The 14,166-nt window shown below is 66.1% G+C and carries 14 protein-coding genes and 1 other annotated feature; of the genes, 9 read left to right on the top strand and 5 right to left on the bottom strand.

What is annotated here, in order from left to right:
• Positions 1 to 46 precede the first annotated feature (46 nt).
• Entirely contained in the window at positions 47 to 1,531 is a 1,485-nt protein-coding gene (locus AC4NN3_RS08345; protein WP_491926639.1) for a SulP family inorganic anion transporter, read from the bottom strand.
• Positions 1,532 to 1,599: 68 nt separating this feature from the next.
• Positions 1,600 to 1,655 (bottom strand) — a sequence feature (sul1 is cis-regulatory element that is thought to sense ions involved in sulfur or methionine metabolism; They are found in Alphaproteobacteria).
• Between the two features lie 426 nt (positions 1,656 to 2,081).
• Here AC4NN3_RS08345 and AC4NN3_RS08340 point away from each other — a divergent pair.
• The 4 genes from AC4NN3_RS08340 (at position 2,082) to AC4NN3_RS08325 (ending at position 5,942) form a co-directional block, all read left to right on the top strand.
• Positions 2,082 to 3,107, top strand: a complete 1,026-nt coding sequence (locus tag AC4NN3_RS08340; protein ID WP_491926638.1) for a glycine betaine ABC transporter substrate-binding protein — start codon at positions 2,082 to 2,084, stop codon at positions 3,105 to 3,107.
• A gap of 128 nt (positions 3,108 to 3,235) precedes the next feature.
• Entirely contained in the window at positions 3,236 to 4,105 is an 870-nt protein-coding gene (locus AC4NN3_RS08335) for an ABC transporter permease (protein ID WP_491926637.1), read from the top strand.
• The gene (locus AC4NN3_RS08330; RefSeq protein WP_491926636.1) at positions 4,105 to 5,163 is read left to right on the top strand and encodes a quaternary amine ABC transporter ATP-binding protein; all 1,059 of its coding nucleotides are present in this window, start codon (positions 4,105 to 4,107) and stop codon (positions 5,161 to 5,163) included. The genes AC4NN3_RS08335 and AC4NN3_RS08330 overlap by 1 nt, the downstream gene beginning before the upstream one ends.
• Positions 5,164 to 5,243: 80 nt before the next feature.
• Complete coding sequence (locus tag AC4NN3_RS08325; RefSeq protein WP_491926635.1) at positions 5,244 to 5,942, top strand: class I SAM-dependent methyltransferase; 699 nt, start codon at positions 5,244 to 5,246, stop codon at positions 5,940 to 5,942.
• Between the two features lie 3 nt (positions 5,943 to 5,945).
• On the opposite strand, the gene AC4NN3_RS08320 is transcribed toward AC4NN3_RS08325, so the two are convergent.
• Positions 5,946 to 6,362 carry a MerR family transcriptional regulator gene (locus tag AC4NN3_RS08320; RefSeq protein WP_491926634.1) on the bottom strand — a complete coding sequence of 139 codons (417 nt, stop codon included), beginning with the start codon at positions 6,360 to 6,362 and terminating at the stop codon, positions 5,946 to 5,948.
• 117 nt (positions 6,363 to 6,479) lie between these two features.
• Here AC4NN3_RS08320 and AC4NN3_RS08315 point away from each other — a divergent pair, with 117 nt between their 5' ends.
• Complete coding sequence (locus AC4NN3_RS08315) at positions 6,480 to 6,959, top strand: DUF992 domain-containing protein (RefSeq protein WP_491926633.1); 480 nt, start codon at positions 6,480 to 6,482, stop codon at positions 6,957 to 6,959.
• Between the two features lie 145 nt (positions 6,960 to 7,104).
• Positions 7,105 to 9,282 carry a heavy metal translocating P-type ATPase gene (locus AC4NN3_RS08310; protein WP_491926632.1) on the top strand — a complete coding sequence of 726 codons (2,178 nt, stop codon included), beginning with the start codon at positions 7,105 to 7,107 and terminating at the stop codon, positions 9,280 to 9,282.
• Positions 9,283 to 9,291: 9 nt separating this feature from the next.
• Here AC4NN3_RS08310 and AC4NN3_RS08305 read toward each other — a convergent pair whose 3' ends face one another.
• On the bottom strand, positions 9,292 to 9,678 hold the full coding sequence (locus AC4NN3_RS08305) for a GNAT family N-acetyltransferase (RefSeq protein ID WP_491926631.1): 387 nt from the start codon (positions 9,676 to 9,678) through the stop codon (positions 9,292 to 9,294).
• A gap of 125 nt (positions 9,679 to 9,803) precedes the next feature.
• Between AC4NN3_RS08305 and AC4NN3_RS08300 the strand changes: the two genes are divergently transcribed.
• The 3 genes from AC4NN3_RS08300 to AC4NN3_RS08290 all read left to right on the top strand — a co-directional run bounded on the left by AC4NN3_RS08300 (position 9,804) and on the right by AC4NN3_RS08290 (position 13,049).
• Entirely contained in the window at positions 9,804 to 10,481 is a 678-nt protein-coding gene (locus AC4NN3_RS08300; RefSeq protein WP_491926630.1) for a Spy/CpxP family protein refolding chaperone, read from the top strand.
• Between the two features lie 182 nt (positions 10,482 to 10,663).
• A complete protein-coding gene (locus tag AC4NN3_RS08295; RefSeq protein WP_491926629.1) occupies positions 10,664 to 11,896 on the top strand; it encodes an aminotransferase class V-fold PLP-dependent enzyme in 1,233 nt (410 codons plus the stop codon).
• A 247-nt stretch (positions 11,897 to 12,143) separates the two neighbouring features.
• Positions 12,144 to 13,049, top strand: a complete 906-nt coding sequence (locus AC4NN3_RS08290; RefSeq protein ID WP_491926628.1) for a DMT family transporter — start codon at positions 12,144 to 12,146, stop codon at positions 13,047 to 13,049.
• Between the two features lie 9 nt (positions 13,050 to 13,058).
• On the opposite strand, the gene AC4NN3_RS08285 is transcribed toward AC4NN3_RS08290, so the two are convergent.
• The gene (locus tag AC4NN3_RS08285) at positions 13,059 to 13,460 is read right to left on the bottom strand and encodes a DUF2147 domain-containing protein (protein ID WP_491926627.1); all 402 of its coding nucleotides are present in this window, start codon (positions 13,458 to 13,460) and stop codon (positions 13,059 to 13,061) included.
• The gene (locus tag AC4NN3_RS08280) at positions 13,460 to 13,852 is read right to left on the bottom strand and encodes a DUF2147 domain-containing protein (protein ID WP_491926626.1); all 393 of its coding nucleotides are present in this window, start codon (positions 13,850 to 13,852) and stop codon (positions 13,460 to 13,462) included. The genes AC4NN3_RS08285 and AC4NN3_RS08280 overlap by 1 nt, the downstream gene beginning before the upstream one ends.
• Between the last annotated feature and the right edge of the window lie 314 nt (positions 13,853 to 14,166).

Raw genomic sequence — 14,166 nt, 5'->3', positions numbered from 1 at the left:
GGCTCCGCCGCAGCGGAGCCCGTGACGATGGTTCCGATGTGTCTGTCTAGTGCCCCAGCACCTTGGCCATGGCGCCGGGTTGGTCATGCACCGCCAGCTCGTCCATGATGGTGGCGCTGGCATCGTTCATCCCCACCAGCTCGACCTCGACCCCTTCGCGCCGGAATTTCAGCACCGCCATGTCAACTGCGTTGACGCCGGTCAGGTCCCAGATATGGGCCTTGCTGACATCGATCCGCACCCGATCGAGCGGTTCCCTGAAGTCCATCGCATCGAGGAAATTCTCCGCCGAGGCGAAGAACAGCTGCCCTTCGATCACATAGTCGCGCTCGCGGCCGTCCGCGCTCAGCACCGAGCTGACGCGGAAGATCTGCGACACTTTCCAGGCAAAGAAGATGCCCGACAGCAGCACGCCCACGCCAACGCCCAGCGCCAGGTTATGCGTGCCCACCACGGTGATCACCGTGGCCAGCATGACCAGGCTCGAGCGGCGCGGATGCTTGCGCAGATCGGCCAGCGAGCTCCAGCTGAAGGTGCCGATCGACACCATGATCATGATTGCCACCAGCGCCGGCATCGGGATCAGCCCGACAATGTCGCCCAGCACCAGCAGCAGGAACAGCAGGAAGGCACCGGCGGTAAAGGTCGACAGCCGCCCCCGCCCGCCCGATTTCACATTGATCACCGACTGGCCGATCATGGCGCAGCCCGCCATGCCGCCGAACAGGCCGCTGGCAATATTGGCAATGCCCTGGCCCACGCTCTCGCGGTTCTTGTCGCTCTTGGTATCGGTCATCTGGTCGACGATCGAGGCGGTCAGCAGGCTTTCGAGCAGCCCCACCGCCGCCACGGCGATCGACGTCGGCAGGATGATCCACAGCGTTTCGAGGTTGAGCGGGATCTGCGGCAGCAGCAGCGTGGGCAGCGCATTGGGCAGGTCGCCCAGATCGGCCACGCTGCGCGTGTCCACGCCCAGCCACAGTCCGACAGCGGTTAGCACCACGATGCAGACCAGCGGCGAGGGGATCGCCCGTGTCAGGCGAGGGAAGAGATAGATCACCGCCAGCCCGGCCGCGATCATGGCATAGGTTTCCCAGGTAACGCCGAGCAGTTCGGGCAGCTGCGCCATGAAGATCAGGATAGCCAGGGCATTGACGAAGCCGGTCATCACCGAGCGCGAGACAAAGCGCATGATGCCGCCCACCCGCAGCCAGCCCGCCGCGATCTGCAGCACGCCGGCCAGGATGGAGGCAGCCAGCAGATATTGCAGGCCGTGTTCGCGCACCAGCGTGCCGAACAGCACCGCCGTCGCCGCCGTGGCCGCCGAGATCATGGCGGGGCGCCCGCCGGCAAAGGAAATCACGATGGCGATCACCACCGAGGCATAGAGCCCCACCTTGGGATCAACCCCGGCAATGATGGAAAAGCCGATAGCTTCGGGGATCAGCGCCAGCGCCACCACAATGCCGGCCAGCACGTCGCCACGGATATTGGCGAGCCAGTCGCGGCGGAAGGTTTCGATAAAGGTCATGTTGAGAAGGTCCAGACGTCTCGATGCGGCAGCCCTTGGGGCCAGCGGCGATGGGAGCGTTTTGACTGGAGTGTCCGGCGGATTGGCGGCCGGAAGAGCCACCCGGATTTGCACCGGGTCCAAGTTGACTGCGCGTCTTTTGCACGCTCCCGCGCAGCGATGCAAGTCTGCCGCGGTCGGGGGCGCCACAGCCGGACCGCCCTTCCCGGATCGCTGGACAGCTTTTTTCACTCTCTTGGCGCCGCAAGTCTAGCCGCCCGCACCAGCGCCAGGCTGTTCACGGCCGCAATCGGGCGGGAATCCGGCGCTTTTGCGACCCCAAGACGAGTGCCAAATTAATTTTCTACTTCGATCAGTCCAAAAGACAGGCTTCCGGCACCTCAAACAACACTTGCTACCATTTATTTGAACAAATCGTCTATCATCGTGCAAATTCCGCGGAAGTCATTTTTCCCATTATTACCTGAACTTTCCATGTAACTGCAGATTTGACAGGGCTAGACTGCCTCCCTATCGTAAGGCCACATAAATAATACGGAGACTATCCCTCATGATGCTGAAAACCGGTGGCGCTGCCGCCGCGATTGCTGTTGCTATGATGGCTGCGGCCGCCTCACCTGCCTTTGCGCAGGATACGACCGCCGCCTGCGGTACCGACCGCACCATCGACATTGCCGAATTCACCTGGCCCTCTGCGGCCGTCCTGGCCCATATCCACGCCAAGGTGCTCGACGCCGGCTTCGACTGCAATGTCGAGATCGTCACCGGCGACACCGTCCCCACCACCAGTTCCATGGTGACGCGCGGTTCGCCCGCTGTCGCGCCTGAACTCTGGACCAGCACCGTGCAGGAACAGTGGGACGCCGCCGTCACCGACGGCAGCACCGTCGCTCTGGGCGACGCCATCAGCGATGGCACCGTGGAAGGCTGGTTCATTCCGCGCTACACCCAGGAAGCCAATCCCGAGATCACCTCGGCGGAAACCGCCCTGGCCAATCCGCAGGTCTTCCCCGATCCCGAGGATTCCAGCAAGGGCCGCCTCTATACCTGCCCACCCGGCTGGGGTTGCGAACTGGCCACCGGCGCCCTGTTTGAAGCCTATGATATGGGCGATACCTGGAACCTGTTCTCCCCCGGTTCGGGCGGTGCGCTCGATGCCTCCATTGCCCGCGCCTTCACCCGCGAAGAGCCCATCCTGTTCTACTATTGGGGCCCCACCGCCATCCTCGGCAAGTTCGACGCCGTGGCGCTGGACATGGGTGAAATCAAGCCTGACGTCTATGCCTGCAACACCAATCCCGATTGCGCCGAGCCGGCCGGCATAACCGCCTATCCGTCCTCGCCTGCCATCGTCGGGGCTGCGGCCTGGCTGCAGGAAGAAGCACCGGCCGTTGCCGAGTACTTCTCCAAGGTTGGCCTGACCAATGCCGAAATCAGCGAACTGCTGGTCTATGGTGACGAAAACCAGGCTGACGCCGAAGCCACCGCCGTCAACTTCCTCAAGACCAAGGAAGATGTCTGGACCGGTTGGGTATCGCCCGAAGTGGCCGACAAGGTCCGCGCCAGCCTGAGCTAGGCGCCACTATCGACCACTAAAGCCGATACGGCCGGGTTCACGCCCGGCCGTTTTCCGCGTGATGCCCGAACGCGTTCACCGCGCCTTCCGGCCTCGCGCGCCCGCCCTCCACACGAGAGAGAGAAACCGTGTTTCCTGAATTGATCGATACCCGCCCGCTGCGCCGCGCCGTTGATAACGCCCTCAACTGGGTGGTGCGCGAATGGGGTGGTGGTTTCGAGGCCGCCGCCCATCCCCTGCTGATGCTGCTCAAGGGCATCGAAAACCTGCTCATCGCCACCCCCTGGTGGCTGATCATCGCCATCCTGGTGGGCGTTGCCTGGCTTTCCACCCGCAACTGGAAGCTGCCCGCCGTTGTCCTCGGCGCCCTGCTCTTCCTCGGCGTCATGGATCTGTGGCAAGATGCCATGACCACCATGGCCCTGATGATCGCCGCGACACTGACCGCCATCGTCATCGCCATCCCCGTCGGCGTCTGGATGAGCCGCTCGCTCAATGTGCGCAAATCCATCACCCCGCTGCTCGACCTGATGCAGACCCTGCCCAGCTTCGTCTATCTCATCCCCACCGTGATGATCTTCGGGCCTGGCAAGATCCCCGCTTTGATCGCCACCATCGTCTATGCCTCGCCCCCTCTGGTGCGGCTGACCGATCTGGGCTTGCGCTCGGTCGATCCGGCCGTCATGGAAGCCAGCCGCGCCTTTGGCACCAATCCGCGCCAGCGCCTGCTCGGCGTGCAGATCCCGCTCGCGCTGCCCACCATCCTGGCCGGCGTCAACCAGACCACCATGATGGCGCTCTCCATGGTGGTGATCGCTTCCATGATCGGTGCCGGTGGCCTGGGCTACCAGGTGCTGCAGGGCATTGGCCGGCTTGAAGTCAGCCGCGGCCTCTTTGCCGGCCTGGGCATTGTCGCCCTTGCCATCATCTTTGACCGGGTCACCCAGGCTTTCGGCAAACAATTGCAGGCTCGTATCGGCCTGGCGGAGGCGCGCTAATGTCTGACACCACAACCAATCCGGAACTCGCCATCGCCATGCGCGGCGTCACCAAGATCTTTGGCGACGATCCGCAGACCGCCCTGGCGCTGCTGCGCTCGGGCAAATCCAAGGCCGAAGTGCAGGCCGAGACCAACCATGTCGTCGGTCTGGACAATGTCTCGCTCGACATCGCCAAGGGCCAGATCTTCGTCGTGATGGGCCTGTCGGGTTCAGGCAAGTCCACCCTGATCCGCCACGTCAACCGGCTGATCGAGCCGACCGCCGGCGAGATCATCGTCAACGGCACCGACGTGATCCAGATGAGCACGGACGAGTTGCGCACCTATCGGCGCACCCAGATCGCCATGGTGTTCCAGAAGTTCGGCCTGCTGCCGCACCGCTCGGTAATCGACAATGTCGCCTATGGCCTCGAGGTCCGCGGCGTCGGCAGGGATGAACGCCTCGCCACCGCCGCCAAGTGGATCGAGATCGTCGGCCTCTCCGGCTACGAGCAGAGCCAGCCGCGCCAGTTGTCCGGCGGCCAGCAGCAGCGCGTCGGCCTCGCCCGGGCTTTGGCCATGGATACCGACATCATCCTGATGGACGAGGCCTTCTCGGCGCTTGATCCGCTGATCCGCTCGGGCATGCAGGACCAGCTCATCGAGCTGCAGAAGTCGCTGGGCAAGACCATTCTCTTCATCACCCACGATTTCGACGAAGCCCTCAAGATCGGCGACCGCATCGCCGTGCTCAAGGACGGCGCCCTGCAGCAGGAGGGCAAGCCCGAGGATATCGTGCTGCGGCCGGCCAATGAGCATATCGAGGAATTCGTGCGCGAGGTGAACAAGGCCCGCGCCATCCATGTCCGCTCGATCATGACCAAGGGCCCCGGCGAACCGTGCAGCATTCTGGTGCCGCGCGACGCCCGCTGCGAGGATGTCCTGCCGCTCTTTGCCGAGCATGAATGGGTCGGCGTCAAGGACGAGCACGGGGTCCAGATCGGCTCCATCACCGCCAAGCAGGTCATCCGCGCCCTCGCCCGTCACACCCCCGCGCCGGTCGAAGCCGCAGCCTGACACACCCAATCGGGCCGGCCCACAGGCCGGCCCGGCGCTTCCGGCTTGACAGCCTCACCTCATGTAATCATAAAAGTTACATGACATCACCCGACCAGCCCGTCGCCCCCGCGCACGACCACAACCCCTTTGCCGGGGCGCATGCCCGCTCCTATGCCGAAGGCCCGCCCCGCAAGGTGCCCGGCTTTGCCGGCCTGCACCGCATGACATCCCAGCTGCTGGCCGAGCGCGTCCCGCCGAGCGGTCGCATGCTGGTCCTGGGCGCCGGCGGCGGCCTCGAACTCAGGGCCCTGGCCGACGATCACCCCGGCTGGACCTTTGACGGCGTCGACCCCTCCGCCGACATGCTGGCTTTGGCCACCGAAATCATCGGCCCGCATGCGCCGCGAGTCACGCTGCACGAGGGCTATATCGAGGACGCGCCGGAAGGTCCCTTCCACGGCGCCGTCTGCCTCCTCACCCTGCATTTCGTGCCCCGTGATCAGCGCCTCGCCACCCTCCAGGCCATCCGCGTCCGCCTGGTCCCCGGCGCCCCATTCATCTGCGCCCATATCAGCTTCGCCCAGACCGAGCCCGAGCGCTCGCAATGGATCGCCCGTCACCTCGCCTTTGGCAGCACCCCGGCTGCCGATAGCGCCAGCGCCCATGAGGCCATGTCCACCCGGCTCTCTATTCTCTCGCCCGAAGACGACGAGGCCATGCTGGCCGCAGCCGGCTTTACCGGCGTCACGCTCTTCTATGCCGGGCTCAGCTTCCGCGGATGGGTCAGTTACGCCTGAGACCTAGTGCTCGCTCAGGCAGTGGCTGTGATCGGCCAGCGCCTCGATGATCTGGCAGTCGCACACCCGCCCATGCCCGCATTCGGCGATCATCCGGCTCAGTTCCCCCTTGAGCGCCGTCAGGCTGGCAATGCGCCGCTCCACCTCGCGCAGGTGGTTGCGCGCAATGCTGTCGGCCTGGTGGCAGGATGATTGCGGCTGCCCGGCCATGGCCAGCAGCTCGCGGATATCCTCGATCTCGAAGCCCAGTTCGCGCCCATGCCGGATGAAGCGCAGCCGCTCCACCTCTGCCTGGCCATAGAGCCGGCGATTGCCTTGGCTGCGCGGCGGCGCGTCGAGCAGGCCGATCTGTTCGTAATAGCGGATCGTCGGCACCTTGACCGAGGTCTGCCGCGCCAGTTCGCCAATCGGAAACGCCATGTCGCTCTATCCTTTCGCAGCCAGCAGTGCGGCCGATTTGTCGCTATTGATCTGCTTTGCCACCAGGGCGGAACCGCCGACCCTCACGGCGGGTTGAGCATGGAAAGGAGTGCTTACATGAAACTGCTCACTGCAACTGCCCTCGCCGCCACTGCCCTGTTCTCGACCGCGTCCTACGCCCAGGAACGCATCGAGATCGGTCGCCTCGAATGCACCGTCGAAGGCGGCATCGGCCTTATCCTCGGCTCGTCCAAGGATGCCATCTGCAGCTTCTACGACTCCGAATCCACCACCCAGAACGAAGTCTATTACGGCAAGGTCAACAAGGTCGGCCTCGACATCGGCTTCACCGAGGAATCGGTGATCCAGTGGCTGGTGCTGGCCCCCAGTGCCGATGCCTATGCTCCCGGCTCGCTGGCCGGCGAATATGTCGGCGTCAGCGCCGAAGCCTCGCTGGGCCTGGGCGCCGGGGCCAATGCTCTGGTCGGCGGTTCGAGCGACGGGTTCATGCTGCAGCCGCTCAGCATCCAGGGCCAGACCGGCATCAATATTGCCGTTGGCATTACCGGCTTCCAGTTGCGCACCGCCACGCAGTAACCCGCCCATCATCCGATAGTCTGCCACACGCGCTGCCCCACCGGGCGGCGCGTTTGTCTTTGGTGCATCTGCGTGCATTTTTTCGCTTGCTCCTCTAGTGACTATAGAAACTAGCATCCCGATATGAGAATGCAAAGGATGCGCCATGGCTGAGCCCATACGAACGAAATACCGGGTGTCAGGCATGGATTGTGCCGCTTGCGCCAGCAAGATCGAAACCGCCGTCACCCGCATTGCCGGCGTCTCCGAAGCCGGCGCCAGCTTCACTGCCGGCACCCTGACCGTGCTGCATGACAATGTCCCCTTCGCCAGCATCCGCAACGCCGTCAGGCCGCTCGGCTATGCCCTGGCCCGCGATGGCGCCACCGCCGCGCCGGACAGGGATGACCCCGGTCACACCGGCCACGACCACGCCCACGAACCTGCCGGAGGCGAAAGCGAACATTTCGCGCTCGGCGACGGCCCCTGGTACCGCACCCCCAAGGCCCTGCTCGCCTTGGGCGCCGGCATCGCCATGCTCGCCGCCTTTGTGGTCGGCCTGTTCGTGCCCACCCTGGGCCATGAGGCGTTCCTGCTCGCTTTGCTGGTCGGCCTCATTCCGGTCAGCCGCCGCGCCATGGCGGGGGCCCGGGCCGGCACGCCCTTTTCCATCGAGACGCTGATGACCATCGCTGCCGTCGGGGCCGTCTTCATCGGCGCCACCGAGGAAGCCGCCATGGTGGTGCTGCTCTTCCTGGTGGGCGAACTGCTCGAAGGCGTCGCCGCCAGCCGCGCCCGCGCCTCGATCAAATCCCTCGCCGATCTCGTTCCCAAGACCGCCTTCCTGGTGACCGGCGACACCACCACCGAAGTCCTCGCCGCCAGCCTAGCCCTCAACGCTACCATCATGGTCCGCCCCGGCGACCGCATCCCCGCCGATGGCGAGATCATCGCCGGCCAGGGCGCCGTGGACGAGGCCCCCGTCACCGGCGAAAGCCTGCCCATCGGCAAGGGCCCGGGCGACGCCGTCTTTGCCGGCACCATCAATACCGATGCCGTGCTGACGATACGCGTCACGGCGACGTCCGGTGACAATACCATTGCCCGCATCGTGCAGCTGGTCGAGGAGGCCCAGGAATCCAAGGCACCTACCGCCCGCTTCATCGACCGGTTCTCCCGCTGGTACACGCCCGGGGTGCTCGTCGCCGGCGCCCTGGTCGCAGTATTGCCGCCGCTGCTGCTGGGCCAGTCCTGGGATGAATGGATCTACAAGGGTCTCGCCATCCTGCTTATCGGCTGTCCCTGTGCCCTGGTCATCTCGACGCCTGCTGCCATTGCCGCCGCGTTGTCCGCCGGCGCCCGCCGCGGCCTGCTGCTCAAGGGCGGCGCCGTGCTCGAAAATCTGCGCACCATCACCACCGTCGCCCTCGACAAGACCGGCACACTGACCGAGGGAAGGCCACTGGTCACCGATATCCACGCTGTCGGGCGCCCCGTCGCCAAGGTCCTGGCGCTGGCGGCCGCGCTCGAAACCGGCTCCAGCCATCCGCTGGCTCTGGCCATTCTGGCACGGGCCAGGGCCGACAAGGTCGCGATCCCGCCCGCTGCCGCTGCGCGCGCCCTTCCCGGCAAGGGGCTGGCCGGCACGGTCGGCGGTGAAGCTGTCGCGCTCTTCTCGCCCGGCGCCACCGCCGAACAGACCACCATTGCCCCGGCGCTGCAGACCGTCATCGACGGCTTCACCGACGCCGGCAAATCCGTATCGATCGTGCTGGTCGGCAGCGAGATCGCCGGCCTCATCGCCATGCGCGACGAGCCCCGCAGCGATGCCAAAGCCGGCATTGACGCCCTCAAGGCGATCAACATTGACGTCATCATGCTGACCGGCGACAACGCTCGCACTGCCCGCGCCATCGGCGCCGAACTGGGCCTCGATGTGCGAGCCGGCCTCATGCCCGAGGACAAGCAGACCATCGTCCGGGCGCTGCAGGCCGAGGGCAAAATCGTCGCCAAGGTCGGCGACGGCATCAATGACGCGCCCGCCCTGGCCGCCGCCAATATCGGCATCGCCATGGGCGGCGGCACCGATGTGGCGCTCGAGACAGCCGACGCCGCGATCCTACATGGAAGGGTCGCCGACATCGCCGCCATGATCGGCCTCTCCAATGCCACCATGGCCAATATCTGGCAGAATATTGCCGTCTCGCTCGGCCTCAAACTGGTCTTCCTCGTCACCACCATTCTGGGCATTACCGGCCTCTGGCCGGCCATCCTCGCCGATACCGGCGCCACCGTGCTGGTGACACTCAACGCCATGCGCCTCCTCGCCTGGCGCCCGCGCTGATCGGCCTCTTCAGGCCAGCCGCATCAGCCCCGCTGCGGTCGGCCCGAAGCCGGCCTGGCGGTAGAGCGGCTCGAGCTGGGGCTCGAAGTCGACATGCAGCCAGTGCGCGCCGCGGGCCCGCGCCGTCTCGGCGGCGTGTGCCAGCAGGCGCAGCGCGATCCCCTGGCGACGGCAGGCCGGATCGACGCAGGTGTCGAGGATGAAGGCATGCACGCCGCCGTCCCAGGCGACATTGACGAAGCCGACGAGCAGCGGGCCGTCATAGGCGCCGACATGGGTCAGGCTGCGCTGCAGCAGCGGCTGGAACGAGGCCGGCCCGGCATTGCCCCAAGCCGCGCGCCACAGGGGCCGCAGCGTGTCGTCGTCGGGAAAGGGATCTGTCTTGATCTCGATCATGGGCACCTCACCTTACCAACCTGTCGAACTGTTCATGTCACCGCAAGGTCGCGAACAGGTGAACGCGCCTAGGGTGGCTTTCAGCGGGCAACGGACCCGTTTCCCATGCAAAGGAAGACCTCCAGATGACATCCTTCAAGACCTCCGCCATCGTCGCCCTGATGACCGCCGCCGTCGGCCTGTCTGCAATCGTCCCGTCCTACGCTCAGGACGCTGCCCCGCCCACCCCGCCTGCCGCCGAAGAATCGACCGCGCCGGGCCATGGGCCGATGGCGGGTCCCCGTCATGACGGTCAGCGTCAGGGCGGCCCGCGCGGCCTGGGCAGCTTGATCGGCTTCGAGCGTGGTGCCGAAGCCGTCGAGATCGCCCTGGTGCGCCTCAGCCATGCCGTTGACATGACCGCCGAGCAGCAGGCGCTGTTCGATACGCTCAAGACCGACGCCATGGCCGCCGCCGACAGCTTCTCCAGTGCCATCGAGGCGCTGCGCCCCGCAGACGGCACCCAGCCGCAGGCCTTCGATATCGCCACCGGTCTCGATACCCGCATCGCCATCCAGACCGCCCAGCTTGAGGCCCTCAAGGCCGTGCAGCCATCCCTGACCGCCTTCTTTGCCAGCCTCACCGACGCACAGAAGGCCGAACTGGCCCCCGCTCGCGGCCGGGGCGAGCAGGGCCGGATGGGTGAGCATGGGGGTCGTGGCGAGCACGGCCACGGTGACCACAGAGGCCAGCATGACGGCCGCGGTGCCGGCCCGATGGGCGGCGCCGACGACGCCGCACCTGCCGCGCCCAACAACGGCTGATCCAGCTCGGCGCGTCCCGGCTTCGCCCGGCGCGCCGAACCGCGATGCCCGGTCTACCCCATCGGCATCGCACTTCCGCCGGTTCGCCCCAACCGCGGACAGACCCCGGCTCTCAACAGCCGGGGTTTGCTTTTGGTCCCACCTGCTCTACCACTCGGTAACCACCGACTGGACCAGCTCCCATGACCACCTTGCCGCTCGATCCGGCGCGCCTGCGCGCCCATTTTCCCGCCTTTGCCCAGCCGTCCCTGCAGGGCCAGGCCTTTTTCGAGAACGCCGGCGGCGCCTATACCGCCAGCGCCGTGCTCGACAAGCTCGACCACTATTATCGCGCCACCAAGCTGCAGCCCTATGGCGTCTATCCCGCCTCCCAGGCCGCCGGCGCGGCGATGGATCTGAGCTACGAGCGCATGGCCCAGGCGCTCAATGTCAGCAGCGACTGGATCCATTTCGGCCCCTCCTCCACCGGCAATACCTATGTGCTTGGCAAGGCCTTTGGCGAATATCTGCAGCCCGGCGACGCCATCGTGGTCACCAATCAGGACCACGAGGCCAATACCGGCGCCTGGCGCAAGCTGGCCAGGCAGGGCATTGAGGTCCGCGAATGGGCCGTCGACACCCAGACCGGCCGCCTTTCGCTGGACGCGCTCGATGCGCTGCTCGACGGCAAGGTCCGCTTCGTCGCCGCGCCGCACTGCTCCAATGTCGTGGGCGAAATCAACCCGGTTGCCGAGATCGCCGCCCGCGCCAAGGCCGTTGGCGCCCTCACCATCATCGATGGCGTCAGCTATGCGCCCCATGGCCTGCCCGACCTGGCCGCGCTCGGCGCCGACATCTATTTCTTCTCCGCCTACAAGGTCTATGGCCCCCATCAGGGCATCATGGCCGTGCGGCCCGAACTGGCCATGGCCCTGCCCAATCAGGGCCATTTCTTCAACGATGCCAAGCCGCGCTACCGCCTGACCCCTTCCGGTCCCGACCACGCCCAGATCGCCGCCTGTTCCGGCGTTGTCGATTATCTCGAAGCCGTCGCCGACATCGCCGGTCCCGGCGCCCCGGGCGAAGACCCCTTCCGCCGCGCCCATGCCGCCATGCGCGCCCAGGAAGTGGCCCTGGCGACCCCCCTGCTCGATTACCTGCGCGGCAAGAACAGCGTGCGCATCATCGGCCCCGCCGATCCCGCGCTGCGCGCGCCCACCATCGCGCTGGCGCTGGACGAACCCGGCGCCGCCGTTGCGGCGCGCCTCGCCAGACACGGCATCATGGCCAGCGGCGGGCACTTCTATGCCTATCGCCTGCTGCAGGCCATGGGCATCGACCCCAACCACGGCGTGCTGCGCCTCTCCTTCGTCCACTACACCACGCCCGCAGAGATCGACCAGCTGATTGCGGCGCTGGATAAAGAGCTCCCCTAGTCTGGCAGTCGGCACCCTCTCTCCCCCTTGTGGGCTTCGAGCCGGCCGCAGGCAAAATCGCTCCGGTGGAGCGATTTTAGGCGAGAAGGCCATGAGAGCTATGCTCGAAAGGCGGTGGCCCCGAAGGGGTCGGGTAGGGGATGGACCGGCGCCGCGCCCGAGACGCCCCCACCCTTGATCCCTCCCCACAAGGGGGAAGGAGACGACTGCACCACAGTGCCCAAGCCCCACGAAAAGACCCCAAAAAATGTCCCGTCCCGTCGCCGCCCTGCTGCTCCTGATCTGCACCATGCTGTGGGGCCTGGCCTTCATCGCCCAGAAATCGGCGATGGATTCGATGGGCCCGCTGACCTTTTCCGGCCTGCGCTACCTGATCGGCGGCCTCGCCGTGCTGCCACTGGCCCTCATGGAGCGCCGCCGGCGCCCGGCGCCGCTCAGCACCAGGCACTGGTGGCTCATCATTGCGGTCAGCCTGGTTTTCCTGGCGGGCTCGGCGCTGCAGCAGTTCGGCCTGATCACCACCACCGTCACCAATGCCGGCTTCCTCACCGGGCTCTACGTCTTCTTCGTCCCGGTGCTGGGTTTCCTGATCTTCCGCACGCGCCCGCACCCCATCATCTATGTCTGCGTGCCGCTGGCGCTGATCGGCATCTACTTCCTCAATGGCGGCGGCCTCGACAGCTTCAATGCCGGCGACGGGCTGATGGTCTTCGGCGCCGTCTTCTGGGGCCTGCATGTCATCTTGCTCGGCCAGGCGGCCCGCGTCACCGGCCTGCCCATCTTCGTCTCCGCCGTCAGCTTCCTCATTGCCGGTTCGCTGGCCGTGGGCCTCGCCTTCATCTTCGAACAGCCCGATTTCAGCGCCATCCAGTCCGGCTGGATGGAACTGGCCTATACCGGCATTCTCTCCACCGCCGTCGCCTTCACCTTCCAGGCCATCGGCCAGCAATATGTGCCGCCCGCCAATGCCGCGATCATCCTGTCCGCCGAGAGCCTGTTTGCCGCCCTGGGCGGCGCCATCATCCTGGGCGAACGCCTGCCGCCCATCGGCTATGCCGGCGCGGTGCTGATCTTTGCCGCCATCCTGGCCGTCGAGGCGCTGCCCCCGCTCTGGACCCGCCGCCGCATGCACATCCCGCGCAATACCAACTGACGCGCTGGCCTATTCCGTGTAGCGATAAAGCTGGTAGCTCTTGCAGATGATGCCGAAGGCGCAGCCGGTCAGGGTGATCTGGTCGTCGCTGACCTGGGCGATCGTCCCGGCCGCCGATTGCCCATAGATGTGCAGGTCGCCTTCCCACTGCCCCGGCCCGGTCGGCCGCGCATGATCGATCAGCAGCGTATTGAGATAGGGCAGGTTTTCCGGGCTGTCGGCGCCATTGCCCAGCCAGATCAGCGTGCCGCACAGATCCGTGCCCGCGGGGCCGCACAGCTCGACGCGATAGCGCGAATCCTTCATCTCGATTTCCCATATGCCCGCCGGCGACGCCCCCAGCGCCGGCCCCATGGTCAAAATCGCCACGGCCGCCATCACCCCGGCGCCGCGCATGCTGGCCACCGACATCACGGGCTCACCCGAAACATCTGGTAGGTCTTGCACACCACCAGCAGCGCACAGCCCTGCAGCGTCATCTGCGTCTCGCTCTGCTGGGTAATGGTGCCCTGGATCTTGTGCCCGAACAGCCGCATGGCGCCCTTCCAGCGATTGGGGCCGCTCTGGGCGATCGCTTCGGCCACCGGCGCATTGAGGAACGGCTTGTACTGCTCGTTGTAATCGACATCCGATAACCAGACCAGCGTGCCGCATAGCTGCGTGCCATCGCCGCACAGCGCCAGCGCGATGCGCGTATCGCGCGAATCCAGCTCCCACACGCCGTTGGGCGAGGCCTGCGCCGCGCCGGCGCCAAGTGCCAGGGCCATCATCACGCCCGCTATGACGCCAAGCCTGTTTGCCACCACGATAGATCTCCTGCACCCTGATCGGTGTTGCCCTACCATGACGATCATCGCCTGAATGCTGGCTGAACGATGGCGTCACGCCAGTGTCATTCGGGCGCCCTAAGGTCGCCTCGTTCCCGGCCCAGCCCCACACGGCCCGGACTGCCGCGCCCCGCGTCCCCAACGTTGGCCCGGCCCTTTGGAGAGCGCGGTCGCCAACCCCGGCTCTCCCTGCCGATCAGATCGGCCTTGGCCGCCCCTCGTGGCGGCCTTTTTTTGTGGAGCAGCATTCTTTGCGCTCGCCTGCCCGCCAGCGCTCCGGCACAACGGGG

This window comes from Devosia sp. MDV22-iso42 (genome assembly GCF_058629155.1).
The sequence above is the reverse complement of the archived record's forward strand: the minus strand, read 5'-3'. Positions and strand labels throughout refer to the sequence as shown.

Coding starts and splice junctions, on each gene's coding strand:
- AC4NN3_RS08345 (WP_491926639.1), bottom strand. CDS start 1,531: ATGACCTTTATCGAAACCTTCCGCCGCGACTGGCTCGCCAATATCCGT.
- AC4NN3_RS08340 (WP_491926638.1), top strand. CDS start 2,082: ATGATGCTGAAAACCGGTGGCGCTGCCGCCGCGATTGCTGTTGCTATG.
- AC4NN3_RS08330 (WP_491926636.1), top strand. CDS start 4,105: ATGTCTGACACCACAACCAATCCGGAACTCGCCATCGCCATGCGCGGC.
- AC4NN3_RS08325 (WP_491926635.1), top strand. CDS start 5,244: ATGACATCACCCGACCAGCCCGTCGCCCCCGCGCACGACCACAACCCC.
- AC4NN3_RS08320 (WP_491926634.1), bottom strand. CDS start 6,362: ATGGCGTTTCCGATTGGCGAACTGGCGCGGCAGACCTCGGTCAAGGTG.
- AC4NN3_RS08315 (WP_491926633.1), top strand. CDS start 6,480: ATGAAACTGCTCACTGCAACTGCCCTCGCCGCCACTGCCCTGTTCTCG.
- AC4NN3_RS08310 (WP_491926632.1), top strand. CDS start 7,105: ATGGCTGAGCCCATACGAACGAAATACCGGGTGTCAGGCATGGATTGT.
- AC4NN3_RS08305 (WP_491926631.1), bottom strand. CDS start 9,678: ATGATCGAGATCAAGACAGATCCCTTTCCCGACGACGACACGCTGCGG.
- AC4NN3_RS08300 (WP_491926630.1), top strand. CDS start 9,804: ATGACATCCTTCAAGACCTCCGCCATCGTCGCCCTGATGACCGCCGCC.
- AC4NN3_RS08295 (WP_491926629.1), top strand. CDS start 10,664: ATGACCACCTTGCCGCTCGATCCGGCGCGCCTGCGCGCCCATTTTCCC.
- AC4NN3_RS08290 (WP_491926628.1), top strand. CDS start 12,144: ATGTCCCGTCCCGTCGCCGCCCTGCTGCTCCTGATCTGCACCATGCTG.
- AC4NN3_RS08285 (WP_491926627.1), bottom strand. CDS start 13,460: ATGTCGGTGGCCAGCATGCGCGGCGCCGGGGTGATGGCGGCCGTGGCG.